Source organism: Pseudomonas sp. TZ252 (assembly GCF_056110345.1).
The window spans coordinates 4,143,016-4,169,318 of sequence record NZ_CM148566.1 but is presented as its reverse complement, the minus strand read 5'-3'; the positions used below and the strand labels follow the sequence as shown (position 1 = coordinate 4,169,318).

General features: G+C 68.0%; 25 protein-coding genes. 13 read left to right on the top strand and 12 right to left on the bottom strand.

Translation table 11 applies throughout. From position 1 onward, the window contains the following. Positions 1 to 264: 264 nt before the first annotated feature. The 4 genes from amrZ (at position 265) to tsaA (ending at position 2,726) form a co-directional block, all read left to right on the top strand. Complete coding sequence (amrZ, locus tag ACYAF3_RS19280; RefSeq protein WP_003091802.1) at positions 265 to 591, top strand: transcriptional regulator AmrZ; 327 nt, start codon at positions 265 to 267, stop codon at positions 589 to 591. Positions 592 to 744: 153 nt separating this feature from the next. Beyond that, the gene (locus tag ACYAF3_RS19275; protein ID WP_004365945.1) at positions 745 to 1,110 is read left to right on the top strand and encodes a DUF2784 domain-containing protein; all 366 of its coding nucleotides are present in this window, start codon (positions 745 to 747) and stop codon (positions 1,108 to 1,110) included. 97 nt (positions 1,111 to 1,207) lie between these two features. Continuing rightward, a complete protein-coding gene (rhlG, locus tag ACYAF3_RS19270; protein ID WP_003138231.1) occupies positions 1,208 to 1,978 on the top strand; it encodes a 3-oxoacyl-ACP reductase RhlG in 771 nt (256 codons plus the stop codon). A 52-nt stretch (positions 1,979 to 2,030) separates the two neighbouring features. Continuing rightward, positions 2,031 to 2,726, top strand: coding sequence for a tRNA (N6-threonylcarbamoyladenosine(37)-N6)-methyltransferase TrmO (gene tsaA / locus ACYAF3_RS19265; protein ID WP_023097337.1), 696 nt, complete (start codon positions 2,031 to 2,033; stop codon positions 2,724 to 2,726). Between the two features lie 6 nt (positions 2,727 to 2,732). Here the strand turns inward: tsaA and ACYAF3_RS19260 are convergent, their stop codons facing one another. Then, positions 2,733 to 3,035: a heme-binding protein gene (locus ACYAF3_RS19260; protein WP_003098690.1), complete on the bottom strand. Its 303-nt coding sequence runs from the start codon at positions 3,033 to 3,035 to the stop codon at positions 2,733 to 2,735. Positions 3,036 to 3,095: 60 nt separating this feature from the next. On the opposite strand from ACYAF3_RS19260, the gene ACYAF3_RS19255 reads away from it, so the two are divergent. From ACYAF3_RS19255 to ACYAF3_RS19225, 7 genes are all read left to right on the top strand, one after another. Continuing rightward, on the top strand, positions 3,096 to 3,509 hold the full coding sequence (locus ACYAF3_RS19255) for a VOC family protein (RefSeq protein ID WP_003098688.1): 414 nt from the start codon (positions 3,096 to 3,098) through the stop codon (positions 3,507 to 3,509). Between the two features lie 227 nt (positions 3,510 to 3,736). Next, positions 3,737 to 5,884 (top strand): transcriptional regulator NosR, encoded by a 2,148-nt coding sequence (nosR, locus tag ACYAF3_RS19250; RefSeq protein WP_128669423.1) that lies wholly within the window; start codon positions 3,737 to 3,739, stop codon positions 5,882 to 5,884. 42 nt (positions 5,885 to 5,926) lie between these two features. Then, positions 5,927 to 7,837 (top strand): TAT-dependent nitrous-oxide reductase, encoded by a 1,911-nt coding sequence (gene nosZ, locus ACYAF3_RS19245; RefSeq protein ID WP_128669421.1) that lies wholly within the window; start codon positions 5,927 to 5,929, stop codon positions 7,835 to 7,837. Then, positions 7,834 to 9,120, top strand: coding sequence for a nitrous oxide reductase family maturation protein NosD (locus ACYAF3_RS19240; protein WP_073646616.1), 1,287 nt, complete (start codon positions 7,834 to 7,836; stop codon positions 9,118 to 9,120). The genes nosZ and ACYAF3_RS19240 overlap by 4 nt, the downstream gene beginning before the upstream one ends. Beyond that, positions 9,117 to 10,031: an ABC transporter ATP-binding protein gene (locus tag ACYAF3_RS19235; RefSeq protein ID WP_121377942.1), complete on the top strand. Its 915-nt coding sequence runs from the start codon at positions 9,117 to 9,119 to the stop codon at positions 10,029 to 10,031. The genes ACYAF3_RS19240 and ACYAF3_RS19235 overlap by 4 nt, the downstream gene beginning before the upstream one ends. Then, positions 10,022 to 10,849, top strand: coding sequence for an ABC transporter permease (locus tag ACYAF3_RS19230; protein WP_003098680.1), 828 nt, complete (start codon positions 10,022 to 10,024; stop codon positions 10,847 to 10,849). Before ACYAF3_RS19235 ends, ACYAF3_RS19230 begins: the two co-directional genes overlap by 10 nt. A gap of 16 nt (positions 10,850 to 10,865) precedes the next feature. Beyond that, positions 10,866 to 11,402, top strand: a complete 537-nt coding sequence (locus tag ACYAF3_RS19225) for a nitrous oxide reductase accessory protein NosL (RefSeq protein WP_003091829.1) — start codon at positions 10,866 to 10,868, stop codon at positions 11,400 to 11,402. Between the two features lie 82 nt (positions 11,403 to 11,484). Here the strand turns inward: ACYAF3_RS19225 and fpr are convergent, their stop codons facing one another. Next, positions 11,485 to 12,261, bottom strand: coding sequence for a ferredoxin-NADP reductase (fpr, locus tag ACYAF3_RS19220; RefSeq protein ID WP_003091832.1), 777 nt, complete (start codon positions 12,259 to 12,261; stop codon positions 11,485 to 11,487). A gap of 274 nt (positions 12,262 to 12,535) precedes the next feature. Between fpr and ACYAF3_RS19215 the strand changes: the two genes are divergently transcribed. After that, on the top strand, positions 12,536 to 13,462 hold the full coding sequence (locus tag ACYAF3_RS19215) for a LysR family transcriptional regulator (protein ID WP_003091833.1): 927 nt from the start codon (positions 12,536 to 12,538) through the stop codon (positions 13,460 to 13,462). Between the two features lies 1 nt (position 13,463). On the opposite strand, the gene ACYAF3_RS19210 is transcribed toward ACYAF3_RS19215, so the two are convergent. The 5 genes from ACYAF3_RS19210 to ACYAF3_RS19190 form a co-directional block, all read right to left on the bottom strand. Continuing rightward, positions 13,464 to 13,805, bottom strand: coding sequence for a YceK/YidQ family lipoprotein (locus ACYAF3_RS19210; protein WP_003098676.1), 342 nt, complete (start codon positions 13,803 to 13,805; stop codon positions 13,464 to 13,466). 53 nt (positions 13,806 to 13,858) lie between these two features. Further along, positions 13,859 to 14,992 carry an ABC transporter permease gene (locus ACYAF3_RS19205; RefSeq protein ID WP_003098675.1) on the bottom strand — a complete coding sequence of 378 codons (1,134 nt, stop codon included), beginning with the start codon at positions 14,990 to 14,992 and terminating at the stop codon, positions 13,859 to 13,861. Further along, the gene (locus ACYAF3_RS19200; protein WP_003098671.1) at positions 14,989 to 16,161 is read right to left on the bottom strand and encodes an ABC transporter permease; all 1,173 of its coding nucleotides are present in this window, start codon (positions 16,159 to 16,161) and stop codon (positions 14,989 to 14,991) included. Before ACYAF3_RS19200 ends, ACYAF3_RS19205 begins: the two co-directional genes overlap by 4 nt. 3 nt (positions 16,162 to 16,164) lie before the next feature. Further along, a complete protein-coding gene (locus ACYAF3_RS19195) occupies positions 16,165 to 17,136 on the bottom strand; it encodes an HlyD family secretion protein (protein ID WP_121377943.1) in 972 nt (323 codons plus the stop codon). 100 nt (positions 17,137 to 17,236) lie between these two features. Next, complete coding sequence (locus ACYAF3_RS19190; protein WP_003091838.1) at positions 17,237 to 17,722, bottom strand: phosphate-starvation-inducible protein PsiE; 486 nt, start codon at positions 17,720 to 17,722, stop codon at positions 17,237 to 17,239. Positions 17,723 to 17,896: 174 nt separating this feature from the next. Here ACYAF3_RS19190 and ACYAF3_RS19185 point away from each other — a divergent pair, with 174 nt between their 5' ends. Further along, positions 17,897 to 18,184 (top strand): DUF3509 domain-containing protein, encoded by a 288-nt coding sequence (locus ACYAF3_RS19185; RefSeq protein WP_003091839.1) that lies wholly within the window; start codon positions 17,897 to 17,899, stop codon positions 18,182 to 18,184. On the opposite strand, the gene ACYAF3_RS19180 is transcribed toward ACYAF3_RS19185, so the two are convergent. The 5 genes from ACYAF3_RS19180 to hasR form a co-directional block, all read right to left on the bottom strand. Further along, entirely contained in the window at positions 18,177 to 19,532 is a 1,356-nt protein-coding gene (locus tag ACYAF3_RS19180) for a TolC family outer membrane protein (protein WP_121377944.1), read from the bottom strand. The genes ACYAF3_RS19185 and ACYAF3_RS19180 overlap by 8 nt on opposite strands. Next, positions 19,529 to 20,860 (bottom strand): HlyD family type I secretion periplasmic adaptor subunit, encoded by a 1,332-nt coding sequence (locus ACYAF3_RS19175; RefSeq protein ID WP_121377945.1) that lies wholly within the window; start codon positions 20,858 to 20,860, stop codon positions 19,529 to 19,531. The genes ACYAF3_RS19180 and ACYAF3_RS19175 overlap by 4 nt, the downstream gene beginning before the upstream one ends. Next, positions 20,857 to 22,647, bottom strand: a complete 1,791-nt coding sequence (locus tag ACYAF3_RS19170; RefSeq protein ID WP_121377946.1) for a type I secretion system permease/ATPase — start codon at positions 22,645 to 22,647, stop codon at positions 20,857 to 20,859. Before ACYAF3_RS19170 ends, ACYAF3_RS19175 begins: the two co-directional genes overlap by 4 nt. 217 nt (positions 22,648 to 22,864) lie before the next feature. Then, entirely contained in the window at positions 22,865 to 23,482 is a 618-nt protein-coding gene (hasA, locus tag ACYAF3_RS19165) for a heme acquisition protein HasA (protein WP_003091842.1), read from the bottom strand. An 85-nt stretch (positions 23,483 to 23,567) separates the two neighbouring features. Next, positions 23,568 to 26,243, bottom strand: a complete 2,676-nt coding sequence (hasR, locus tag ACYAF3_RS19160; protein WP_020750690.1) for a heme uptake receptor HasR — start codon at positions 26,241 to 26,243, stop codon at positions 23,568 to 23,570. Between the last annotated feature and the right edge of the window lie 60 nt (positions 26,244 to 26,303).

Here is a 26,303-nt window from a genome sequence, read left to right as displayed (position 1 = left end):
TGACAGTCGAGTGACAATCCCTGAACGACCGGTGGTCAGAAGGCCATCATCCAACCCCCAGTAAAAAACTAGGCTTTTGCTGAATCGCTCGCATTTCAGATAGCTGGTACTGGCAAAACGCCGGCACGCAACGCACAATTGACGTCAACTAATTGTTGTTTCCGAAATAACAGACTGAACGGCTAGCGGAAATCGTGGTCATAGGCCCGAGAACAATGAACGCTTCCTCGGCACCGCTTTTCCCTGACTCTACAGGTTCAATGTATGCGCCCACTGAAACAGGCAACTCCTACCTACTCCAGCCGTACCGCTGACAAATTCGTCGTTCGTCTGCCCGAGGGCATGCGTGAGCAGATCGCAGAAGTCGCTCGCAGCCATCACCGCAGCATGAACTCCGAGATCATCGCCCGACTCGAGCAGAGCCTGCTCCAGGAAGGGGCGCTGCAAGACAATCTCGGTGTTCGCCTGGACAGCCCGGAACTCAGCCTGCACGAGCGCGAGCTGCTGCAGCGTTTCCGCCAGCTGACCCACCGTCAGCAGAACGCGCTGGTCGCCCTGATCGCACACGATGCGGAGCTGGCCCAGGCCTGAGCGCCGAAGCCCACGCGTAGCGCTTGAAATGGCCGGCATTCGCCGGCTTTTTCTTTATGGATGGCCAAACCATGGGCGAGTAACCGCAAGGCGGTTATCCGCCGGCCCCTGTAGCGGTGGCGTTATCCCTCCAACGCCACGAGGGAGAGCCGAATGAGCTATCGCCTGGCCGCCGATGCCCTGGTCTGGCTGCACCTGGGCTTCATCCTGTTCGTCCTGTTCGGCGGCCTGCTGCCGTTGCGCTGGCCACGCCTGGCCTGGCTGCACCTGCCAGCGGTAGCCTGGGGCTGCGCGGTGGAGTTTCTCGGCCTGCCCTGTCCGCTGACCCCGCTGGAGAATCGTCTGCGCCGGGCCGCCGGGGACGCCGGCTACAGCGGCGGCTTCGTCGAGCACTACCTGTTGCCGCTGATCTATCCCGCCGGCCTGACCCCGGCGGTGCAGTGGATCCTTGGCGCCATCGTTCTGCTGCTCAACCTGATCGTCTACCTGTATCTGTTGCATCGCCGCGGTAGCCGCTGAGCCACGGATGCCACGTCATTCCGTACCTGGATAATGCTGCGCCGGCAGCGAGGCGAATCGTAGGCTGATCTCCCCTGCCCAGCCCGGAGTGTTTCCCATGCATCCCTATTTCAGCCTCGCCGGCCGCGTCGCCCTGGTCACCGGCGGCAGCCGCGGCATCGGCCAGATGATCGCCCAGGGTCTTCTCGAAGCCGGCGCCCGCGTCTTCATCTGCGCACGTGACGCAGAGGCCTGCGCCGACACCGCCACACACCTCTCGGCCTACGGCGATTGCCAGGCGATCCCTGCCGACCTTTCCAGCGAAGCCGGTGCCCGGCGCCTGGCGCAGGCGCTCGGCGAACTCAGCGCGCGGCTGGATATCCTGGTGAACAACGCCGGCACCAGTTGGGGCGCAGCGCTGGAAAGCTATCCGGTGTCCGGCTGGGAAAAGGTCATGCAGCTCAATGTCACCTCGGTGTTTTCCTGCATCCAGCAACTGCTGCCGCTGCTGCGCCGCTCGGCCAGCGCGGAAAATCCGGCGCGAGTGATCAACATCGGCTCGGTGGCGGGCATCAGCGCCATGGGCGAACAAGCCTATGCCTACGGGCCGAGCAAGGCCGCGCTGCATCAACTGTCGCGGATGCTGGCGAAGGAACTGGTCGGCGAGCACATCAATGTCAACGTGATCGCTCCCGGACGCTTCCCGAGCCGCATGACCCGTCACATCGCCAATGACCCGCAGGCACTGGAGGCGGACAGCGCGTCGATTCCCATGGGCCGCTGGGGTCGCCCGGAGGAGATGGCGGCGCTGGCGATCAGCCTGGCCGGCACCGCCGGCGCCTACATGACCGGCAACGTGATCCCCATCGACGGCGGTTTTCATCTCTGAGCGCCGCCAATCCGGGTAACATGACGCCCCCGACCGCTCGCCTCGTCCCGCCATGACCCACAGCGTTTCTCCCATCGGCTACATCCGCTCCTGCTTCATGGAGAAGTTCGCCATCCCGCGCCAGCCGCTGCTCGCGCCGGCGGCGCGGGGGACCCTGGAACTGCTGCCGCCGTTCGACCAGGTGGAAGCGCTGGAAGGCCTGGAGCAGGTCAGCCATGTCTGGCTGCTGTTCCTCTTCCACCAGGCCCTGGAAGACAAGCCGCGACTGAAGGTGCGCCCGCCGCGCCTGGGCGGCAACCGCTCGCTGGGAGTCTTCGCCACCCGCGCCACCCATCGGCCGAACGGCATCGGCCAGTCGGTGGTGCGCCTGGAGGGCTTCGAAGCGGGGCGCCTGTGGCTTTCCGGAATCGACCTGCTCGACGGCACCCCGGTACTCGATATCAAGCCCTACGTACCCTACGCCGACGCCGTGGCCGACGCTCGCAACGGCATCGCCGACGCGCCGCCGCCGGGCATCGCCGTGGAGTGGAGCGAGCAGGCGCGGCGCCAGGCCCATGAGCACGGCCAGCGGTTGCGGCAGCCGGTAGCCGAGCTGATCGAGCAATGCCTGGCGCAGGACCCACGCCCGGCCTACCAGAAGCCAGAGCCCGGGCGCCGCTACGGGGTGCGCCTGTGGGACCTCGACGTGCATTGGCACTACCCGCGCCCGGACCTGATCCGCGTGCTGGACGTCGCCCGCGGCGACTGAGCCTTCTCAGCGCAGCGGATTGAGCGCCAGCGCGTCGCTTTCGAAGACTTCCTGTTCGAGGATCAGCGGCTCGACCAACGGTCGGCTGTCGCGGAAATGCGCGGTGCGGGTGTGCGCCTCGTAGGCCGCGTCATCGCGATAGACCTCGTAGAGATAGACCAGGTCAGGGTCCTGTCGGTCGCGGGAAACGTCGAACACCAGGCAGCCGGGCTCGGTGGACACGGAAGCGGCGGCGTTGACCTGGATGGCATCGATGAAAGCCTCGGCGCAGCCGGGCCTGAGGCGGGTCTTGATAAAGATGCAGTACACGGAAACTTCCTTTTGTTTTAGATTTACAAAATTATTGTATACAAAAAAGGAAGCAAACCCATGTCCGACCGCCCTGCCCGCCCCTCCCGCCTCAACGGCCTGCGTCACCTCGCCCTGCTGGTGCCCAACCTGGAAGAATGCGAGCGCTTCTATGTCGACGTACTGGGCATGGAAGTGCTGAACCGCGCCAACGAAGACCTGGTGTATCTCACCTGCGGCAACGACAACCTTTCCCTCGGCCGCGCCCACGCTGCCAGCAACGGCCTGCAGACCATGGATCACTACGGCTTCGTCGTCGACAGCGTGGAGGAACTGGAGGCCTGGTACCGTTACCTGAAGGCGCTGGGCGTGACCCTGCTCGACCAACCCTTCGACCACGGCGACGGCGCGCGCAGCTTCCACCTGCTCGACCCGGCGGGCAACAAGGTGCAGCCGCTGTACCATCCAGCGGTATCCGGGCAACGCCTGGCCTGAGCCTCGGGCAGCCCTCTCCCCTCTCCCTGAAGGGAGAGGGGCGACTCGGTACACTGAGTGCCAGCAACCTCGCTTGTTCCTCATCTCCACTTCTTGACTTTCATCAAGCGCGTTCCGCCCCCGCTCCTCCTAGCATCCGGCAACGGAAGCGATTCCACCGCCAGGCGCAGACCCCACCGCAGCGCGGCGTCCCTTTTTTCGCCGGTAGCCAGTAGTAGATGGAACCTATGCGCGCCCTTCGTTTTTCCGCCGGATCGTGGCGGTGTGTCTTCGCCTGGATGCTCCTGCTGGTCGGCCTCGCCGCCCAGGGTGCCGAACTCAGCGATTTGGAGCGCCTGCGCATCGCCCAGGTATTCCCCGCGGTCGAGCGGATCGGCGACCCCGAAGGCGACTACGGCGTACGCCGCCTGAGCAAGGGCGAGGAAACCCTCGGCTACGCCTTCCAGACCCTCAGCGTCACCGACATCCCGGCTTACTCCGGCAAGCCGATCAACCTGCAGGTGATCCTCGATCCGCAGGCGGTTATCCGCGACGCCTACGTCCTCGAACACCACGAACCGATCCTGCTGATCGGCATCCCGGAAGAGAAGCTGCACGCCTTCAGCGCCAGGTACGACGGCGTGCGCGCCGACCAGCGGGTGGTGGTCGGCCGCTCCAGCGACCCGCAGGCGGTTACCGTCGACGCGGTGAGCGGCGCCACGGTGACGGTGATGGTGGTCAACGAGATCGTCATGCGCGCCGCACATACGGTGGCGGTTTCCCTCGGCCTGATCGAGGACCGCGGCAATGTGCGGCCCAAGCCGGCGCAGGTGCGCCAGCAACCGGCAGCGACGGCGAGCTGGAGCGAATTGCTCGGCAACGGTGCGATCCGCCGCCTGCAGTTGAGTCGCGGGCAGATCGACGACGCCTTCAAGGGCAGCGAGGCCGAAGGCATCGGCGAAGCCGACGCGGCGCACCGCGACGAGCCGTTCATCGATCTCTACAGCGCCCTGCTCAACCCTCCCGCGGTGGGCCGCAGCCTGCTCGGCGACAACCAGTACCGCGAACTGATGGCGTCGCTGAAGCCAGGCGAATACGCCTTCGTCGTGCTCGGCGACGGCGAGTATTCCTTCAAGGGTTCCGGCTACGTGCGCGGTGGCATCTTCGATCGGGTCCAACTGCGCCAGTTCGGCGACATCATCAGCTTCCGCGACCTCGACTACCAGCGCCTGTCGGACGTCTATGCCGAAGGCATGCCGGAGTTCCGCGAGATGGCGATCTTCGTCGCCCGCGCCAGCCAGCGTTTCGATCCGGGCTCGCCCTGGACCCTGGAGTTGCTCGTGCGGCGCCAGACCGGCCCGGTGGCGGGGGTATTCACCAGCTTCGAGCTGGCCTGCCAGACGCCCGAGGAATACCTGGAGCGGCCGCAGCCAACGGCCGAGGAACTGGCCGCCCTGGAAGAGGCTGCCCGGCCGCTGTGGCTGCGGGTCTGGTACCAGAAGAGCTTCCAGATCGGGGTGCTCTGTACCGCCCTCGTCCTGCTCCTGGCGATCCTCTTCCTCCAGGACCGCCTGGTGCGACGGCCGCGCCTGATGCAGCGACTGCGCACCGGCTACCTGGCGTTCACCCTGGTCTACCTGGGCTGGTACAGCCTCGGCCAGCTATCGGTGGTCAACGTGCTGACCTTCGTCCACGCGCTGTTCGAAGGCTTCCGCTGGGAGCTGTTCCTCAGCGACCCGCTGCTGTTCATCCTCTGGACCTTCACCGCAGCCAGCCTGCTGCTCTGGGGCCGCGGCGTGTTCTGCGGCTGGCTGTGCCCGTTCGGCGCGCTGCAGGAACTGCTCAACGAACTCGCGCGCAAGTTCCGCGTGCCGCAGTTCCAGGTGCCGTTCGCCGTGCACGAGCGGCTCTGGGCGATCAAGTACATCATCCTGCTGGTGCTTTTCGGTCTCTCCCTGGAATCCCTGGCGCTGGCCGAGCAGGCCGTGGAGGTGGAGCCGTTCAAGACCGCCATCACCCTCGGCTTCGACCGCCAGTGGTGGTTCGTCGCCTACGCCGTCGCGCTGCTGGTGGTCAACCTGTTCACCCGCAAGGTCTATTGCCGCTACCTCTGCCCGCTGGGCGCGGCCCTGGCGATCCCGGCCAAGGCGCGCCTGTTCGACTGGCTCAAGCGCCGCGCGGAATGCGGCAGGCCCTGCCAGCTCTGTGCCCGCGAATGCGAGATCCAGGCGATCCATCCCGACGGCCGCATCGAGGCCAACGAATGCCACTACTGCCTCGACTGCCAGATGACCTACCACGACCAGGACAAGTGCCCGCCGCTGGTGAACAAGCGCAAGAAGCGCGCGAAGAGCGCGCCGGCGGACAACGCGCGGATACCCGCGGAGAACCTCTGACCTGGCTCCCTTTCCCCTGACTGCCCTTGAGGACGACACGAGATGAGCGACGACACGAAAAGCCCCCACGAAGAAACCCACGGCCTGAACCGCCGCGGCTTCCTCGGCGCCTCGGCGCTGACCGGAGCCGCCGCCCTGGTTGGCGCCAGCGCCCTGGGCAGCGCGGTGGTCGGCCGCGAGGCCCGGGCCGCGGGCAAGGGCGAGCGCAGCAAGGCCGAGGTCGCCCCCGGCGAACTGGATGAGTACTACGGGTTCTGGAGCGGCGGACATTCCGGCGAAGTACGCGTGCTCGGCGTGCCGTCGATGCGCGAGCTGATGCGCATACCGGTGTTCAACGTCGACTCGGCCACCGGCTGGGGCCTGACCAACGAGAGCAAGCGGGTCCTCGGCGACAGCGCGCGCTTCCTCAACGGCGACTGCCACCATCCGCACATCTCGATGACCGACGGCAAGTACGACGGCAAGTACCTGTTCATCAACGACAAGGCCAACAGCCGGGTCGCGCGCATCCGCCTGGACGTCATGAAATGCGACCGCATCGTCACCATTCCCAACGTCCAGGCGATCCACGGCCTGCGCCTGCAAAAGGTGCCGCATACCCGCTACGTGTTCTGCAACGCCGAGTTCATCATCCCCCATCCCAACGACGGCTCGGCCTTCGACCTGTCCGGCGACAACGCCTTCACCCTGTACAACGCCATCGACGCCGAGACCATGGAAGTGGCCTGGCAGGTGATCGTCGACGGCAACCTCGACAACACCGACATGGACTACAGCGGCAGGTTCGCCGCCTCCACCTGCTACAACTCGGAGAAGGCCGTCGACCTCGGCGGCATGATGCGCAACGAGCGCGACTGGGTGGTGGTGTTCGACATCCCGCGCATCGAGGCCGAGATCAAGGCGAAGCGCTTCGTCACCCTCGGCGACTCGAAGGTGCCGGTGGTCGACGGCCGGCGCAAGGACGGCAAGGACAGCCCGGTGACCCGCTACATCCCGGTACCGAAGAACCCCCACGGGCTGAACACCTCGCCGGACGGCAAGTACTTCATCGCCAACGGCAAGCTCTCGCCGACCTGCACCATGATCGCCATCGAGCGCCTCGGCGACCTGTTCGCCGGCAAGCTGGCCGACCCGCGCGACGTGGTGGTGGGCGAGCCGGAACTGGGCCTCGGCCCGCTGCACACCACTTTCGATGGCCGAGGCAACGCCTATACCACGCTGTTCATCGACAGCCAGTTGGTGAAGTGGAACCTGGCCGACGCGGTGCGCGCCTACAAGGGCGAGAAGGTCGACTACATCCGCCAGAAGCTCGACGTGCAGTACCAGCCGGGGCACAACCACGCCACCCTGTGCGAGACCAGCGAAGCCGACGGCAAGTGGATCGTGGTGCTCAGCAAGTTCTCCAAGGACCGCTTCCTGCCCACCGGTCCGCTGCACCCGGAGAACGACCAGTTGATCGACATTTCCGGCGAGGAAATGAAGCTGGTCCACGACGGCCCGACCTTCGCCGAACCGCACGATTGCATCCTCGCCCGCCGCGACCAGATCAAGACCCGCAAGATCTGGGACCGCAAGGACCCGTTCTTCGCCGAGACGGTCAAGCGCGCGGAAAAGGACGGCATCGACCTGATGAAGGACAACAAGGTCATCCGCGAGGGCAACAAGGTCCGCGTCTACATGGTCTCGATGGCGCCCTCCTTCGGCCTCACCGAGTTCAAGGTGAAGCAGGGCGACGAAGTCACCGTGACCATCACCAACCTCGACGAGATCGAGGACGTGACCCACGGCTTCGTCATGGTCAACCACGGCGTCTGCATGGAGATCAGCCCGCAACAGACCTCGTCGATCACCTTCGTCGCCGATAAGCCCGGGGTGCACTGGTACTACTGCAGCTGGTTCTGCCACGCCCTGCACATGGAAATGTGCGGGCGGATGCTGGTGGAAAAGGCTTGATCCACGCAGCGCGGTCGATGGCCGGGCGCCGGGCGGGGCCGCTCCTCGCCCTGCTCCTGCTCGGCCTCGCCACGGCCCGCGCGGAGCCGGTCGACGGCCTGCCGCTGCGGGCCGACGGCGATGGCCGCTGGAGCCTGGCGGCGGGCCGCTACGCCGGCAACTTCGTCATCGACCGGCCGCTGCACCTACGCTGCGAGGCCGGGGCCGAACTGGACGGCGGCGGCCACGGCAGCCTGCTGACCCTGACCAGCCCCGGGATCACCGTCGAGGGCTGCCGGCTGCGCAACTGGGGGCGCAACCTGACCGAACTCGACGCCGCGATCTTCGTCGGCAAGGCCGCCAGCGGCGCCGTGATCCGCGGCAACGACCTGCGCGGCGCGGGTTTCGGCGTCTGGCTCGACGCCACGGCGGGCGCGCAGGTGCTCGACAACCGCATCGAGGGCGACGAAAGCGTGCGCTCCCAGGATCGCGGCAACGGTATCCACCTCTATGCGGTGAAGGACGCCCTGGTCCGCGGCAACCGGGTCAGCCACACCCGCGACGGGGTCTACATCGACACTTCCAACGACAGCAGCATCGAAGCCAACCGCTTCGAGGAGCTGCGCTACGGCGTGCACTACATGTTCACCCACAACAGCCGGGTGACCGACAACCTGACCCGGCGCACCCGCACCGGCTACGCGCTGATGCAGAGCCGCAAGCTGACCGTGACCGGCAACCGCTCCATCGACGACGAGAACTACGGCATCCTGATGAACTACATCACCTACTCGACCCTGGCCGGCAACCGCGTCGAGGGCGTGCGCAGCGGCAGCACCGGCGACGCGATGATTTCCGGCGCCGAGGGCAAGGCGCTGTTCATCTACAACTCGCTGTTCAACCGCATCGAAGGCAACAGCTTCGCCGACAGCGCCCTGGGCATCCACCTCACCGCCGGCTCGGAGGACAATCGCATCGCCGGCAACGCCTTCATAGGCAACCGCCAGCAGGTCAAGTACGTCGCCAGCCGCGAGCAGGAGTGGTCCGCCGACGGCCGCGGCAACTACTGGAGCGACTACCTGGGCTGGGACCGCGACGACGACGGTCTCGGCGACGTCGCCTACGAGCCCAACGACAACGTCGACCGGCTGATCTGGCTGTACCCGCAGGTACGCCTGCTGTTGAACAGCCCGAGCATCGAGCTGCTGCGCTGGGTCCAGCGCGCCTTCCCGGTGGTGCGCTCGCCCGGCGTGCGCGACAGCCATCCGCTGATGCGGATGCCCGCCGCGGAGCCGAGGCCATGAGCCTGGTCGAGATCGACGGCGCGACCCTGCGCTACGGCGCCCTCACCGCCCTGAGCGGGCTCGAGCTGCGCCTGGAGCCCGGCGAGGTGCTCGGCCTGCTCGGCCACAACGGCGCCGGCAAGACCACCACCATCAAGCTGGTCCTCGGCCTGCTGGCCCCCAGCGAAGGCCGCGTGCGGGTCCTCGGCCACGATGCGAGGAGCCTGGAGGCGCGCCGCCAGCTCGGCTACCTGCCGGAGAACGTGACCTTCTACCCGCAGCTCAGCGGCGCGGAAACCCTGCGCCACTTCGCCCGCCTCAAGGGCGTGGCGCCGGCCGAAGCCGCGCGCCTGCTGGAACAGGTCGGCCTCGGCCATGCCGCCAGGCGGCGCCTGAAAACCTACTCGAAGGGCATGCGCCAGCGCCTCGGCCTGGCCCAGGCGCTGCTCGGCGAACCGCGCCTGCTGCTGCTCGACGAACCGACGGTGGGCCTCGACCCGCTGGCCACCGTCGAGCTCTACCAATTGCTCGACCGCCTGCGCGGCCAGGGCACCGGGATCGTCCTCTGCTCCCATGTGCTGCCCGGCGTCGAGACGCATATCGACCGCGCCGCGATTCTCGCCGGCGGCCGCCTGCAAGTGGCCGGCAGCCTCGCCGAACTGCGCCGCAGGGCGGCTCTGCCGACCCGCGTGCGCCTGGCCAGCCCGCATAACCCGCAGTGGCTCGAACGCTGGCACCGGGCCGGCCTGGCGGCGCGGAGACTGGACGACCAGCGCATCGAGGTACTGCTGGACGATGCCGAGCGCGACGGCGTGCTGGAAGCGCTGCTGGCCGCGCGCGAGTTCGACCTGGAAATCCTGCCGCCGTCGCTGGAGGACCTCTATCGCCACCACATGTCCCCCGCCCCCGCCGGAGCCACGCCATGCCCGTAGTCTGGACCATCGCCCGCAAGGAACTGGCCGACGGCCTGCGCAATCGCTGGCTGCTGGCGATCAGCCTGCTGTTCGCCCTGCTCTCGGTGGGCATCGCCTGGTTCGGCGCCGCCGCGGCCGGCCAGGTCGGCTTCACCTCGGTGCCGGCGACGGTCGCCAGCCTGACCAGCCTGGCCACCTTCCTGATGCCGCTGATCGCCCTGCTGCTGGCCTACGACGCCATCGTCGGCGAGGAGGAAGGCGGCACCCTGCTGCTGCTCCTGACCTACCCGCTGGGGCGCGGCCAGTTGCTGCTCGGCAAGTTCCTCGGTCACGGCCTGATCCTCGCCCTGGCCACCCTGATCGGCTTCGGCAGCGCGGCGCTGGCGATCCTCGCGCTGGTGCCGGAGGTCGAGGCGGCCATCCTGCTGGGCGCCTTCGGCCGCTTCATGGGTTCCTCGCTGCTGCTCGGCTGCGTGTTCCTCGCCCTGGCCTACGCCCTGAGCAGCCGCGCCAGCGAGAAATCCAGCGCCGCCGGGCAGGCGCTCGGCCTGTGGTTCTTCTTCGTCCTGCTGTTCGACCTGGCCCTGCTGGCGATCCTGGTCCTCAGCCAGGGTCACCTGAGCCCGCGGCTGCTGCCCTGGCTGTTGCTGCTCAACCCGACCGACCTCTACCGGCTGATCAACCTGTCCGGCTTCGACGCAGCCGCCGCCGGCGGGGTGGTTCCCCTGGCCAGCGACCTGCCGGTGTCCGCCAGCGCCCTCTGGCTGGCCCTGGCCCTCTGGGCCTGCGCTGCCCTGGCGCTGGCCCACGGCCTGTTCCGCCGCCGCCCCATCTGACTCACGAGGTTCCGCCATGCAACGTCATACCCTCCCCCTGCGCCCTCTGCTCGGCACGCTCCTGCTCGGCCTGCTGCTGGCCGGCTGCGATGCGTCGCGGGACGACGCCACGGCACTCGGCCCGGTGCCGATCGCCAGCGGCGACGAATGCCACGTCTGCGGCATGCTCATCGAGGAAATGCCCGGTCCCAAGGGCGAGGCGGTGCTTCCCGGCGCGGTGCGCAAGTTCTGCTCCACCGCCGAACTGTTCGGCTGGTGGCTGCAACCGGAAAACCGCCAGGGCCAGGCGCGCCTGTATGTCCACGACATGAGCCAGGCCGACTGGCGGCACCCCGACGATGCCCGCCTGATCGACGCCACCCGCGCCTACTACGTGGTCGGCATCCAGCGGCCGGGCGGCATGGGCGCCACCCTCGCCTCGTTCGCCGACGAAGAGGCCGCGACGCGCCTGGCGGCCGAGGAAGGCGGCCGGGTACTGCGCTTCGACGAGATCGACCAGGCGGTGCTGCAAGGCGTGGGCGGCGACCACCCGCACCGGCACCCGGCGCACTGAGCGGGGGCCGGAAAGCAGAAAGCCCCTGCCGCGGATACGGCAGGGGCTTTCTTCGCCTGGCGCGACGAGGCGCGGCGGAGGCCTACTTCTCGACGAAGGCGCGCTCGATCAGGTAGTCGCCCGGCTCGCCCATGCGCGGCGAGATCTTCAGGCCGAAGCTGTCGAGCACGGCGCTGGTCTCTTCCAGCATGCTCGGGCTGCCGCAGATCATCGCACGGTCGTCCTGCGGATTCATCGGCGGCAGGCCGATGTCCTCGAACAGCTTGCCGCTGCGCATCAGGTCGGTCTGGCGGCCCTGGTTGCGGAACGGCTCGCGGGTCACCAGCGGGTAGTAGATCAGCTTCTCTTTCACCTGGTCGCCGAAGTACTCGTGTTCCGGCAGGACCTTGGTGATGAAGTCGGCGTAGGCCAGTTCGCTGACCCAGCGCACGCCGTGGACCAGGATCACCTTCTCGTAGCGCTCGTAGGTTTCCGGGTCCTGGATCACGCTGAGGAAGGGCGCCATGCCGGTGCCGGTGCTGAGCAGGTAGAGGTGCTTGCCGGGCAGCAGGTCGTCGTGCACCAGGGTGCCGGTCGGCTTGCGGCTGACCATCAGCTCGTCGCCTTCCTTCAGGTGCTGCAGGCGCGAGGTCAGCGGGCCGTCCGGGACCTTGATGCTGAAGAACTCCAGGTGCTCTTCGTAGTTCGGGCTGGCAATGCTGTAGGCGCGCATCAGCGGACGACCGTCGACTTCCAGGCCGATCATCACGAACTGGCCGGTCTTGAAGCGCAGACCCGGGTTGCGGGTGGTCTTGAAGCTGAACAGGGTGTCGTTCCAGTGGTGCACGCTGAGAACGCGCTCGGTGTACAGATTGCTCATCAAAGACTCCTAGGAAAACGCGGGCGCACACCAACAGCAGCAGACGTGACGCAGTTGCGCGGCATTTTATCGGTTGCCAAAATATCCGCAAAATGAATTGTCTGGATAATGCTTATCCAGAATATGGATATGGGATAACACGATATCGGTCAGCCGCCGGCCGCCGAGGGCTCCCATCGCTCCCGCGGACGGGGCGCAAGGATAACCGAGCCAACCCCGCCGACGGAACGGCAAAATGTCGCGGGGGCCTTTCGCTCTAGACGAGGAAGCCTGGATGAAATTCACCCTCCGCCAGCTCGAGGTGTTCGTCGCCGTGGCCCAGCAGGAGAGCGTCTCCCGCGCCGCCGAGGGGCTGTCGCTGTCGCAGTCGGCGACCAGCACCTCGCTCGGCGAGCTGGAGCGGCAGTTCGACTGCAAGCTGTTCGACCGCGCCGGCAAGCGCCTGACCCTCAATGCCCTCGGCCGCCAACTGCTGCCGCAGGCGGTGGCGCTGCTCGACCGCGGCGAGGAAATCGAGAACCTGCTCAACGGCAAGACCGCCTTCGGCTCCCTCGACCTCGGTGCCACCCTGACCATCGGCAACTACCTGGCCACGCTGCTGATCGGCGCCTTCATGCAGCGCCAGCCGGACTGCCGGGTGCGCCTGCACGTGCACAACACCGCCCAGGTGGTGCAGCAGGTCGCCCACTACGAGCTGGACCTGGGCCTGATCGAGGGCGACTGCCGGCATCCGGACATCGAGGTGCAACCCTGGATGGAGGACGAACTGGTGGTGTTCTGCGCCCCCCAGCATCCGCTGGCGCGGCGGGGCGGCGCCGACCTGGAACGGCTGACGCGGGAGGCCTGGATCCTCCGCGAGCAGGGCTCCGGCACCCGCCTGACCTTCGACCAGGCCATGCGTCATCACCCGCGGCCGCTGAACATCCGCCTGGAGCTGGAGCACACCGAGGCGATCAAGCGTGCCGTGGAGTCCGGCCTGGGCATCGGCTGCATTTCCCGCCTGGCCTTGCGCGACGCTTTCCGCCGCGGCAGCCTGGTGCCGGTGGAAACGCCCGGCCTGGACCTGCGCCGGCAGTTCTACTTCATCTGGCACAAGCAGAAGTACCAGACCGCGACCATGCGCGAGTTCCTCGACCTGTGCCGCAGCGAGACCGCCGGGATCAGCCGCAGCGACGAGATCGTGCTGCCGCTGATTCCCTGACTCAGTTGGCCAGGGACAGGTTGCCGTCGCGGTACTGGCGGTACGAGGTATAGGGCAGCGCGAGGGTGTCGATCACCCCGGACAGCGCGAAGTCGAGGGCCAGCACCTCGAGGATGCCGTCGGCTTGCGCCGGCGCCACCGGCGATCCGGTCTTCACGTTGAGCCGGCAGAAGGTGTAGCTGACCCCGCTGTACACCCGCGGCAGGCTGGTGCAGGCGGTCGCCTTCAGGCGCAGGTCGTGGGCGGCGCTGGCGTCGTCGCGCACCAGCGTGTTGACGGAACCGCACCCGCCGAGCGTGGCGAGCCCCAGAAGCACCAGCAAAGAAAGCCCCGAACGAAACATTCCTTCATCTCCCTGTGCGAACGCCAGCCGAGTATGGCCGGCCTTGCGCCGCTTCACCAACCCTTGACGTTGTCCCAGCGCCAGTTGCGGTACTGGTACAGCAGCGTACCCAGCAACGCATAGGTGGCGGCCATGCCCAGCAGCACCAGGGCATGGTCGCTGACTTCGCGCAGCGGCAGGTCCATCTGGTTCATCTCGGCGATGGCGCGGATCGCCCAGGTCGAGGGGATCGCGTCGGCCAGCCAGCGTACCCAGTCCGGCATGGCCTGTTCCGGCCAGCTGTAGCCGGCCATGTAGAACAGCGGCAGGGTGATGAAGGTCATGGTCAGGTACACCGATTCCTCGGTGGGCAGCAGCTCGGCGATGAACTCGCTGAGGGCGATCACCGCGATCAGGAACGGCAGGACGATCCCCAGCAGCATGAAGAACGAGGCCGACTGGCGATAGCCCAGCAGGTGCGGCCAGATCACGTAGAAGAGCATCGCCAGCACGGTCCAGATCAGCAGTTGCGCACTGTAGCGGCCGAAGCGGGTCGACAGCGGCTGGCGCATGTAGCGCGGGGTGCCGCCGCGCAGCATGATGTTGCCGCGGGTGCAGCCGAGCAGCAGGCTGTGTTGCAGGATCAGCGACAGCAACCCCGGAAGGACGATGGCGGCGAAGCTGATGCCGGGGTTGAACAGGTCGGTCAATTGCCCTACCAGCGGGCTCAGCACCACCTGCGCCTGGGTCGCGGTGAAGCCTTCGCGTTCCAGCAGGGCAGCGTTGTAGCGGTTGGTCAGCGCGCTGTAGACCGCCGAGATGTCCTGCTGGATCTGGCCGTTGGCCATGCGGTTGGTGGCATCGCCGAAGTACGGGATCACCAGCGCCTCGCCGCGCAGCAGGCGCTTCTCGAAGTTCAGCGGGATCACGATGATCGCGTACAGCTCGCGCCAGGCCAGGTCGCGCTTGGCCTGCGGCAGGCTGTCGTAGCCGACCACGGCGACCTTCGGCGCCGAATCGAGCAGCCGGACCAGCTCGCGCGACACGTCGCTGTGATCCTCGTCGACCACCGCCACCGGCAGGTCGAGGGCGGTGTGGTTCATGTACGGCAGCGAGGTGATGCACACCGAGGCCACGACCATCAGCCACATCGGCTTGGACAGCATGGCCTTCAGGGTTTCCCGGAGGATCTGCAGGTAGTTCTTCATATCGGGCTCAGGTCCAGGCGGCTGCGCAGGCGCATCTTGGCGATCATGTAGGCGATCAGCGGGTACAGCGCCAGCTTGGCGCAGGTGTAGAGCGCCGAACTGGGCGGCGCCTGGCGCAGGAACTGGTCGAACAGGCCGTGCAGGGTGTGGGTCAGCGGCTCGGCCTCGGCGATCACCCGCGCCAGGGTCGGCATCGCCAGTTCCGGGATCAGCACTCCCGAGTAGGTCTGGGCGACGCCGATCAGCATGCCCACCAGCGAATAGGCGGTGAAGCGGTTGGCGGTGAAGACGAACAGCACCAGCCCGACGCTCTGCGCGGCGATCACGTAGAACAGCGTGATCATCAGCATCGCCAGCGGGCTGCCGTTGATGCGCGCGCCGGAGAACGCCACCAGCAGGAAGATTTCCAGCATCAGCAGCGCGGTGAACAGCAGCGTGTAGGGCGCCAGTTTGCCCACCAGGCGTACGCCGAGGGCCTTGGCCCGCAGGATGTGCGGCGAGGAGGCGCGCAGTTCCGGCGCCTCGCGGGCCAGCACATGGACCATGGTGACGATCACGAACAGCTGTAGCAGGTGCACGATGGCGGCGAACTGCTGGTAATAGATGTAGTTGCCGCTGGCATTGAACAGGCTGTCGTAGGACACGCTGATGCTCGCCAGGTGCGGCAGCGCCGCCGGCATCCCGGCGGCCAGGCGCGGACGCAATTCGCCGTTGAGGCTGGCGACCAGCGCCGAGAAGTCCTGGGTGGCGGCATAGCCGGCCGAATACAGCAGCGCGTTGTAGTACAGCTCGGCCTTCGGCGCGCGCCCGCCGAGCACGTCGGCCTCGAAGTCCGGCGGGATGTAGAGCAAGGCGTAGGCATCGGCCCGACGGATCGCGTCGAGCCCCTCCTGGACGCCGGCGGGAACGGTGATCACCTGGGCGTGGGAGGTCGCGTCGAGTTCGCGGATCAACTTGCGCGACAGTTGGCTATGGTCCTTGTCGATCACCGCCAGCGGCATGTCCAGCAGGGTACCGGCCTGGTAGACGCCGCTGATCACGCCGAACAGCAGCAGCGGCCAGCACCAGCCGAGCCAGTGGATGGTCCAGCTGCGGCAGGCGATCCGCGTCTCGGTGTTGAACGCCTGGACGAAACGGCTGGCGTTGCGCTTCAGCGCGGCCCACGCCATCGCTCAGTTCGTCCAGCGCCACAGCGCGCTCATGCCCGGGCGCAGGCCGGGTGTCGGCTGCAACGGGTAGAAGCGGATCTCGAAGGTCTTCAGGTCGAAATCGCCGGTGGCGCGGGTCGCGCGCCTGGTCGAGAAATCGCCCAGCGGGGCGATGTAGCGCAGCTCGGTCTCGACCTCGGCGCCGCCCAGGCCGGGCACCTGCATGACGATGCGGTCGCCCTTGCGCACCTTGGCCAGGATGTCCTCGCGCAGGTTGAAGACGAAGTAGCTGTCGTCCAGCCGCACCAGCGTCAGCAGCGGACTGTAGGCGTTGATCAGTTCGCCCTGTTCGGCGGGGATCGGCCCGACCTCGCCGTTGACCGGCGCGCGCACCTGCAGGTCGTCGATCTGCGCCTGTAGCTCGGCGATCTGCGCGTCGGCCCGGCGCACCGCGGCCTGCAACGCCTGGCGGCGCTCCTCGCGGTCGCCCTTGAGACCTTCGTCGAGATTGGCCCGCGCCTCGGCGACGCGGTCGCGGGCGACATCGCGCTCACGCCGCGAGAGGTCGAACTGGGTCCGCGAGAGGAAGCCGCGCTCGACCATCTGCTGGTTGCGCTGGAAATCCGACTCGGCGTTGCGCAACTCGGCCTCGGCCTGTGCCAGGCTGGCCTTGAGCGCGCGGATGCTCTCCTCGCGGGTACCGTGGAGCGACTCGTCGAGCTGCGCCTGGGCCTGGTTGCGCGCCGCGTGCAGGGCATCGAGCTGGGCTTCCAGCTCGGGGCTGTCGAGGCTGATCAGCAGGTCGCCCTGCTTCACCTCGTCGCCGCGCCGCACGTGCAGCACCTGGACCCGGCCCTTGGCCTTGGAGGAAACGATGACGTTGGTGGCGTCCGCCTCGCCCTGCAACAGCAGGGGCGGATTGTGCAGGCGCAGGTAGAGGGTGATGGCGACGATCGCGAGGATCAGCAGCGGGGTAAAGAGTTTCCATCCCTTCATGGGGCAGGCTTCCTGAACACGACCGGGCGATGGTAGTACATTGCCAGGCCGTTGCGCTGGCCGGAAGCGCGCCGGAGACCGGCTCCGGCGCGGCGACGAGTCAGGCTTCCCCTTCGGCGTCCTCGCTCGCCACCCGCCGCGCGGCGGCGCCGTCGGACTTCGCCGAAGGGAAGCGCGCCGAGGCGAAGCGCACCACCAGGATCGCCAGCGCCAGCAGCAGCAACGCCACCGAGACCAGGATGATGCCATCGTCCGGCGTATGGTTGTGCTGGATGTCGGCGATCATCAGGCGGGTCAGCGCGGTCATCGCCACGTAGATCAGGAAGCGTACCGGCATGTGGTTGGTCTTGAAGTAGATACCGACCATCGCGCCCAACTCGAGGTAGATGAACAGCAGGAGGATGTCGTCGATCGACGCATGCCCCTTGTTCACCATCCCCAGGAAAGCCGCGCCCGCCGCCCAGAACACCGTGGCGCCGATGGCGAACAGGGCCAGGTAGTGGAAGGCCTCCACCAGCAGGTTGCCGAGGCTCTCCGCCTGGTGGTGCATGCTTGCGCGCAGGCGCTCGGCCCAATTCTGTTTCATAGCTTCTCCCGACAAAGACGACGGCCACCTGGCCCGAAGCGTGCAAGGCCCAGGCCAAGGCACGTGCGCAGATAGACGTCCGCACGTCGGCGCAGGGTACAGCCCGGCGGTGACAAAGAACTTTCCGGGCGGTACCCAGTCCCAACCAGCACGACAGCATTCAGGTGGTCCACCATGACCGACAGCAGCCCTTTCCAGCTCCTCACCGAGGCCTTCCAGGCCGAGTACCGGGTCAACCTCAGCCTGGAGCGGCCGGACGGCAGCATCGTCCTCACCCTCTCCAACGAACGCGGGGTCGCCGCCAAGCGCCTGATCCGACCGGCGCAACTGCATGACCTGGAGCAGTTGCAGCGGATGATCGAGAGCATCCGCTTCGGCATCGCCATCGAAAACGGCACCAGCGCGCCGCAACTGTTGCAGGCGATGACCCAAGGCAAGGCACGCTGGCCGATAGCTATCTGATGGCAGCGGCGACCTGCGCGCGTCCTTCGCCGGCACCGAAATAGGCAGCCAGCACCGCCAGGTCGCGGTCTTCCAGCACCCCCGCCAGCTGGCGCAGGCGCAGCCAGGCGTTGAGGTAGGCGTAGCGCGCTTCCGCCAGGTCGCGGCGGGCGCCGTAGAACTGCTGTTCGGCGTCCAGCACGTCGCGATTGACCCGCTCCCCGCCGGCGACGCTGCGCCGCGTCGCTGTCACCTGTTCGCGCGCCGCCGCCACCGCCATCTCGTAGGCACGCACCTTGGCCAGGCTGCTGGCGGTCAGGTCGAACTGGCTGTGCAGGTCATTGATCACACTGGCCACCTGGGCATCCAGCTCGGCCTGGGCCTGGGCGTACTTGTCGCCGGCCTGGCGGGTCGCTGCCGACACCCGCCCGCCCTCGAACAGCGGCAGGCTGAGACGCAGGCCGACACTGTCGGTGTCGTATTTCTGCTCGTAGGTGCTTTCCGAAGCCGAGTGCGTCTTGCTGCTGCTGGCGTAGAGGCTGAGCCTGGGCAAGTGGCCGGCACGATTGCGCTCCACCTCGTAGGCTGCCGCCTCCAGCGCATGGCGCTGGGCGCCCAGCTCGGCGCTGCGTTGCAGGGCCACCTGGCGCCAGCCTTCGAAGGTCGCCGGTTGCAGGCGCAGCGCCGGGAAGCGCTCGATGGGCGCGGCCAGTTCGTGATCCTCCAGTGCCTGCCCGAGCATCGCCTCCAGCGTACGCCGCGCCGCCGCCGCGCGATCGCTGGCGGCGATCTCCTCGGCGCGGGTCAGGCTCAGCCGGGCGCGGGTCTCCAGCAGGTCGGTGCGGGTGCCCTCGCCTTCCTCGAAGGCACGCTGGTTGAACGCCAGCTGGGTTTCCAGGGCGCGCCGCTGGGCTTCGGCCAGGACCACCTGCTCGCGGGCGAACAGGGTTTCGCTGTAGGCGGCGAACAGGCGCACCGCCAGTTCCTGGCTGCGCCCGCGGAACTGTTCGTCGGCGAACAGCGCCTGGGCCTCGCCCTGGCGGTAGCGCGCGTAGGCCTCGTAGTCGAACAGCGGCTGCTCCAGGCTGAGGGTCGAGGCGTAGCTGCGATAGTCGCGCTCGACGCGGGCGTCGCCCTGGCTGACGGTGGAGTCGTTGCGCGCCTTGTTGTAGTCGTAGCGCAGGCTCGGCAGCAGGCCGGCACGGCCGATGGCGCGGTTTTCGCTGCCGGCGCGGCGCTCGTGGAGCGCCGCCTGGAAGGTCGGGTCGTGGCGCACCGCCAGTTGGTAGGCGTCCAGCAGGCCCAGCGCCTGGGCCGAAGAGGCCGAAAGCAGCACGGAGGACAGCAGGCAGGCTCGCAGGCGATTCATTCTTCCCCCAGCGCCAGGTGCGTACGGTCGGCCAGCGGCTTGAACAGGTAGTTCAACAGCGAGCGCTCGCCGCTGCGAACGAAGGCCTCCACCGGCATCCCCGGGCGGATCTCCAGGCCGGCCAGGCGACGTACGCCCTCCTCGCCTACGCGGATGCGCACCCGGTAGTACGGCGCCTCGCTGCGCTCGTCCAGCAGGCGGTCGGCCGAGACCAGGGTCACTTGGCCCTCCACCCGCGGCGTAGTGCTCTGGCTGAAGGCGCTGAACATCAGCTCCACCGGCAGGCCGACGCGGACCTTGTCGACCATCTCCACCGGCAGCCGAGCGTCCACCAGCAGCGGCTGGCGCTCCGGGAGGATTTCCATCAGTTGCTGGCCGGGCGCGATCACGCCGCCCTCGGTGAACACTTCCTGGCCGACCACCAGGCCGGCGACCGGCGCCCGTACCTCACTGTTGGCCAGGTCGAAGCGCGCGCTGGCCAGGCGGTTGCGCAACTCCTCGGCGCGCACCTGGGCGTCGGCCAGGCTGGCGCGCACCTCTTCCTGGAACTTCTCCCGCCGCTGGGCCATGCGCAGGCGCAGTTCGAGGATCTGCCGGCGGGTACTGCCGAGGCTGCCGAGGTCGCCGGCGATCTCGCCGTTGACCTGGGCCAGCAGGCGCTCGCTGTCGAGCAGGCGGTTGCGCGGCACGTAGCCCTCACTGGCCAGTTGGCGCAGGCCGCGCAACTGTTCCTCGAGGGCGGCGCGCTGCTGCTCCTTGCTGCGCAGCGCGGCTTGCAGGCCGTCCAGTTGCGCCTGGCTGCCGGCGACCGTCTCGGCGAGACCATCGAGTTCCAGGCGCAGCGCCCGCCGACGGCTGTCGTGCAACTGCCGCTGCTGTTCCAGCAGGGTCGGCAGGCGCGGGTCGTCCAGCGCCAGCAGCTCGGCGGGAAACTCGATCCGCGCCTTTTCATCGCGCTCGGCGCTCAGCCGCGCCAGACTCGCCAGCGCCGCCAGGTACTGGGCGAACAGGCCATCGGCCTGGGCCCGGGCCTGGGTAGCGTCCATCTCCAGCAGCACCTGTCCTGCCTCCACCCGCTCGCCTTCGTGCACGCGGATGTGCCTGACCAGGCCGCCGGTAGGGTGCTGCACGGCCTTGCGGCTACCGGCCACCATCACCGTGCCGGAGACCCCGACGCCCTTGTCCAGCGGGGCCAACCCGGCCCACAGGAAAAAGCCGACGAAGCCGAGCAGCACCAGCCCCCAGCCGAGCCGGGAAAAACGCTTCTCGTCCAGTTCCAGCGCCGCGCCGCCGGCGCCGACTTCGCGCAACCGCGCCTGCCCGCTCATCGCGCCGCTCCTCCCGGCACACCGCCGACCGGCATCCCCGGTCCCGGCCGGTAGCCGAAACCGAACGCCGGCGTCGGCCGTGTCGGCGCCGGGGCCGCAGCGGCCGGCGGCGAGGCGCTGGCAAGCACCTCGGCGGTCGCGCCGAAACGCTGCAGGCGTCCGCCATGCAGCAACAACAGCTTGTCGGTCAGCGCCAGCACCGCCGGCTTGTGGGTGACCAGCACCAGGCTGCTGCCCTGCCGGCGCATCGCCGCGATGGCATCGGCCAGGGCCGCCTCACCCGCCTCGTCAAGGCTGGCATTGGGTTCGTCGAGCACGATCAGCGCCGGTCGCCCGTACAGCGCGCGGGCCAGGCCGATGCGCTGGCGCTGGCCGCCGGAGAGACCGGCGCCGCCGTCGCCAAGGCGCGTGTCGTAGCCCTGCGGCAGGCGCAGCACCAGGTCGTGTACGCCGGCCAGGCGCGCTGCCGCCACCACCTTCTCGGCATCCACCTCGGCGAAGCGCGCGATGTTCTCGGCGATGCTGCCGGCGAACAGTTGCACGTCCTGGGCCAGGTAGCCGATGTGCGGCCCCAGTGCCGCCGCGCTCCACTGCCGCAGGTCGGCGCCGTCCAGGCGCACCGCGCCGGACAGCGGCTGCCAGGCGCCCACCAGCAAGCGCGCCAGGGTCGACTTGCCGGAACCGGACGGCCCGATCACGCCGAGCGCTTCGCCAGGCTCCAGGGCGAAACCGAGGTCCTGCAACAATGCCTGCTCGCGTCCCGGCGCGGCCGCGCAGAGCCGCTCGACGCGCAACGCGCCGCGCGGCGCCGGCAGCGGCATGCCCAGGGCAGCCGGCGGATTCTCCTCGAGCAGCCGCGCCAGTCGCTGGTAGGCCTGCCGCGCGCCGCTCCACTGGCGCCAGACCGCGATCAACTGGTCGATGGGGCTGAGCACGCGGCCCATCAGGATCGAGCCGGCGATCATCATCCCCGGGGTGATCAGGCCTTCCACCGCCAGCCAGGCGCCGAGGCCGAGCACCAGCGACTGCAAGGCCAGGCGCACGCCCTTGGAGGTCGCGCCGATCGCCGCGCTGCGCTCGCTGCCGAGGTTCTGCCGGGCAAGGAAGGCCTGGTGCTGGGCGAACCAGCGCGCACGCATGGCCGGCAACATGCCCATTGCCGCCAGGGTTTCCGCCTGGCGCAGGTTGGCCGAGGCCTGCTGGGTGGCGAGGATCGACAGTTGCCCGGCCTCGGCCAGCGGTTCGCGCGAGCGGCTTTCGTTGACCCAGGCGAGCAGCACCAGCAGCAGCGCCCCAACCAGGGCGAGCAGGCCGAGCCAGGGACTGAAGAGGAAGATCACCAGCAGGTAGAGCGGGAACCAGGGCGCGTCGAAGAAGGCGAACAGGGCGTTGCCGGTGAGGAACTGGCGCAGGCTGGTCAGGTCGTTCAGCGCCTGCCCGACGGCCTGCTCGCCGCGCTCCAGGCTGGCGCGGAACGAGGCGTCGTAGATGCGCTGGTTGAGTTGCATGTCGAGCTGGCCGCCGAGGCGGATCACCACCAGGCTGCGCACCCACTCCAGGGCGCCGAGCAGCAGGTAGAGGCCGAGCACCATGAGGGTCAGCATCAGCAGGGTCATGTGGTTGCCGGAGCCGAGCACCCGGTCGTAGACCTGCAGCATGTACAGCGACGGCGCCAGCATCAGCAGGTTGATCACCGCGGTGAACAGCGCGACGCTGCGCAGCGCCGGGCGGAAGCGGCCGAGGGTGGCGAGGATTTCATTGCGCGGCGAGGCCGGCCGGAGCTTCATCGGAGTCGGGTCCTGTGGGTGTCCGGGCCGCGAGCGGGCCCGGAGGACATTGCGGCAGTCTCCACTTGCCGGGCACGGCCGGCGGAGGAACAATCCGGGGGCCGCCGTCGCCACGGGTGCGAGGCGCAGCGACGGCGGTTCGCGCGCCGGAGAGGAGCGCCAACTCCTCTCCGGCCTTTAGCGCAAGCAGTCCACGAACGCTATCGTGGACAGTTGCTCAGGCCGCCAGGGCCAGGTCGTGCGGCAGTTCCTGCACGCCGACCACGCCGATTTCCGCCGCTGCCGCAGCCGGGGTGGCATGGGCGACGCCGGCCGCGGCCAACTGGTCGAAGGTGGAGTTGATCGACAGGCTCGGGTCGACCGCTTTCAGCAACGCGTCGATCTGCCCCTGCAGGGCGCTGCTGTCGCCGCTCATCAGGCCGTAGACCACCTTGTGCACGGTGCCGTCGCGGCCCTGGGCGATCGGCGAATCCAGGCCCAGGTTGCTGAAGCTCACCTCCTGGCTGTCCAGGGCGTAGCCACCGCTGGAGGCGCCGCCGGTCAGGGTGTCGCCGAGGGCGATGCTGTCCAGCTTGCCCCACAGGGTGTGGCTGGGGTTGCTGAACAGGGTGTAGTGGAGGTCGCCGCCGGCGATGAAGGCCGCGTCGCTGGCGGTGCTCTTCAGCGCGTACTGGCTGCCGTCGAACGGACCGGGGTTGAAGCCGCCGGTATTGCTGCCGTCCACCACCTGGCCCGGACGATGGTTGACGTCGCCGAAGTAGGCCGACCAGTCCGCCAGGTAATCCGCTACGGTCCAGCCGCTGTAGGTGGTGCTGTAGGAAATCGAAATGCTCATGCCAAAACTCCAATTCAACGAGTGGTGAATGCCGGAGCGCACGGATGCCCGCTCCGGTTTTGCCCTTCACTGGGCAAAACGGGGGTCAGAACTGGTATTCGAGGGTGCCTTGCAGGGTCCGCCCGCGACCGAGGGTGAAGGCCAGCACGTCGCCCAGCGGCACCAGGTAGGCGCGGTCGGTGACGTTCTCCATGGCCAGGCGCAGGGTCAGTTCATCGCTCACCCGGTAGCTGCCGTACAGGTCGTAGACGGTGTATTCCTTCCAGTCCGCCGGGTACACGCCGGCCTGCGACACCGTGGCGCCGCCAGCCACCGAGTAGCCTTCGCTGTAGCGGGCACGGGCGCCGACGTCCAGCCTGCGGTCGAAGAAGCGCATGCCCAGGGTCAGCGAGCCGCGGTCCATCGGCATGTGTTCGGCGGAGCCGAGCACCGCGCTGCAATGGGTGGCGGCGTTGGCCTGCTCGTCCGGCCGCATGTCGATCACCGGCGGGCGGCGACCGCTGCCCTTCACCGTCTGGGTGACGCCACCGAGCCAGGCGGTCTTCGAACAGAAGTCGTTGCTGCCGATCATGTGCGTGTAGGAGAGCTGCCCGTAGGCCAGCCCGGCATCGTAGTCGAGCTGGTACTCGACGCCACGGAAGCGCGTGCTGTCGAGGTTGTTGACGTAGGCGCTGTTGCCGATCCCGGCCATGCCGTAGCCCGGCGGCTGCATGCCCATGCCCATGAAGATGAAGTCGTCGACCCGGGTGTCGAAGTAGGCGACCTTCAGGCCCAGGCGGTCGTCGCTGAACCAGAGGTTCTCCTTCAGCACGTTGAAACCGACTTCCCAGGCCTTCGAGCGCTCCGGACTGAGGAACGGGTTGGGGTACATGTTTTCCGCGCCGCCGCCGTGGGGGCGGCCGGTGATCAGGCTCTCGGTCACCGCCGGCGGGCGCCAGCCCTTGCCGTAGGTGGCGAACAACTGCAACCAGTCGACGCCGGGCTTGACCGACAGGCCGAAGGTCGGCGAGAAGCGCCCCTCCTCGCGGTCGACGGCGTATTGCAGCGGCATGTCGGTCTGCCGGGTGGTGCCAAGGATGAAGGTGCGCGCGTTGAAGCCGGTGTCGCCGCGCAGGCGGTAGCGGTCGTAACGCAGCCCGGCGTTGAGGTTGAGCCAGTCGTCGTAGTCGTAGTCGAGACGGGCGAACAGGCTACCGAGGGCGCGGTCGCCCTTGGGGGTCATGCCTTCGGCCGCAGGGAAGCCGACCGCCGAGGTGCTCGCCCGCGGCTGGCTGGAGTCCGGCCGCACCTTGTCGTAGAAGAACTCCAGGCCATAGTTGGCGCGCAGCGTGGAGAGATCGTCGAGAGCGAAGGTCGAGGTGTTCTGCGCCTGCGCGCCGTAGGTGTCGGTCTGGTAGGTGATCGAGTAGCCGGGGGTGATACCGCGTTGCAGGGTCTGCTGGCGGTTGCGGTTGTCGACGTAGTAGAGCTTGGCCTTGAAGTCCACCAACGGGTTGTCCGGCGCGTAGCCGTAGTCGATGGCGAAGTTCTGCACACGCACGTCGCTGCTGCCGAGCTTTTCCCAGAGCGCCTGGTTCTCGGTGTTGAGCATGTTGGCGTCGTCGTAGGACACCTGGGTGGTCAGGTAGCTGAACTGCAGGCGCTGGTCCTGCGGCAGGGCGACGCCAAGCTTGGCCAGTCGCGAGCGCATCACGTAGCCGGAGTAGGCCACCGGCGAATGCTTGACCCGCTGCCCGGCCTCGGGATTGAACCAGGCGCCGGTGCGCAGCTCGCCAATGCTGCCCTTGGTCCCCGGGTCGTAGTCGCCCAGGTGGCGCTCGCTGGCGGCGACCAGCATGTCCCAGACCTCGGTGCCGATGGCGAAGGCCGCGCTGCCGATGAAGTGGGTGCCATTGGCGTCGCCGCCCAGGCCGCTGGTGAGGCGCACCCGGCCACCGACCTGCTTGCCCGGCCTGACCAGGTCGCGGGCCTCCAGGGTGCGGAAGTTGGCGATCCCGCCGATCACCCCGGCGCCGCCCATGGCCGAGCTGGCGCCCTTGTCGATGACCACCTCGCTGAGCAGCTCGGGATCGACGTAGAGCGTCCCGTTGCGCTGCTGGTGGCCGCTCTGCTGGTAGTTCTGGCGCATGCCGTCGACCGACATGTTGACCCGCCCGTAGTCCTGGATGCCACGGATGTTCACCGACAGGCCGGGGTCCTGCTGGCTCACCGAGGAGTACACCCCGGGGGTTTCCTCGAGCATGTCGGCGGCATGCCGCGGCGGGTTGCGCTCGATCTGCTCGCGGCCGATCACGCTGACCGAATGCGGCGTCTGGTAGACCCAGTCGTCCGGACGCGCGGCGGAGATCACCGAGGGCGACATCTGCACCAGGTCGTCCTGGCTGACGCGGATCAGGCTCAATTGGTCCTTGCCGGAGAAGCGGTATTCCACCGGGCTGCCCTGGAGCATCTGGCTCAGGCCGTCGGCCAGCACGTATTCGCCGTGCACCGCCGCGCTGCCGAGACCGGCGAAACGCTGGCTGTCGAAGAACACCTGGACCCCGGCCTGCTCGGCGAATCGCAGCAGGGCGCGGTTCAGCGGTTGTGCCGGGATGTCCAGCCGGACCCGGCGCAGCGCGGTCTGCTGCTGGCTCGCCGAGTCCGCCCCGTCTTGCGCATGCAGCGGTAGCGCGGCCGTTCCCAGCAGGACCAGGCCCAGCCCCAGGGCCAGTTGCGCCCCCTTGCGACCGCCTCGCACGGCACTCCATCCACGATGTTTCATGACAGCGCCTACACTCCATCGTTTTGTGTAATAAGAATCAGTCTCGTTAAGAGAACGATG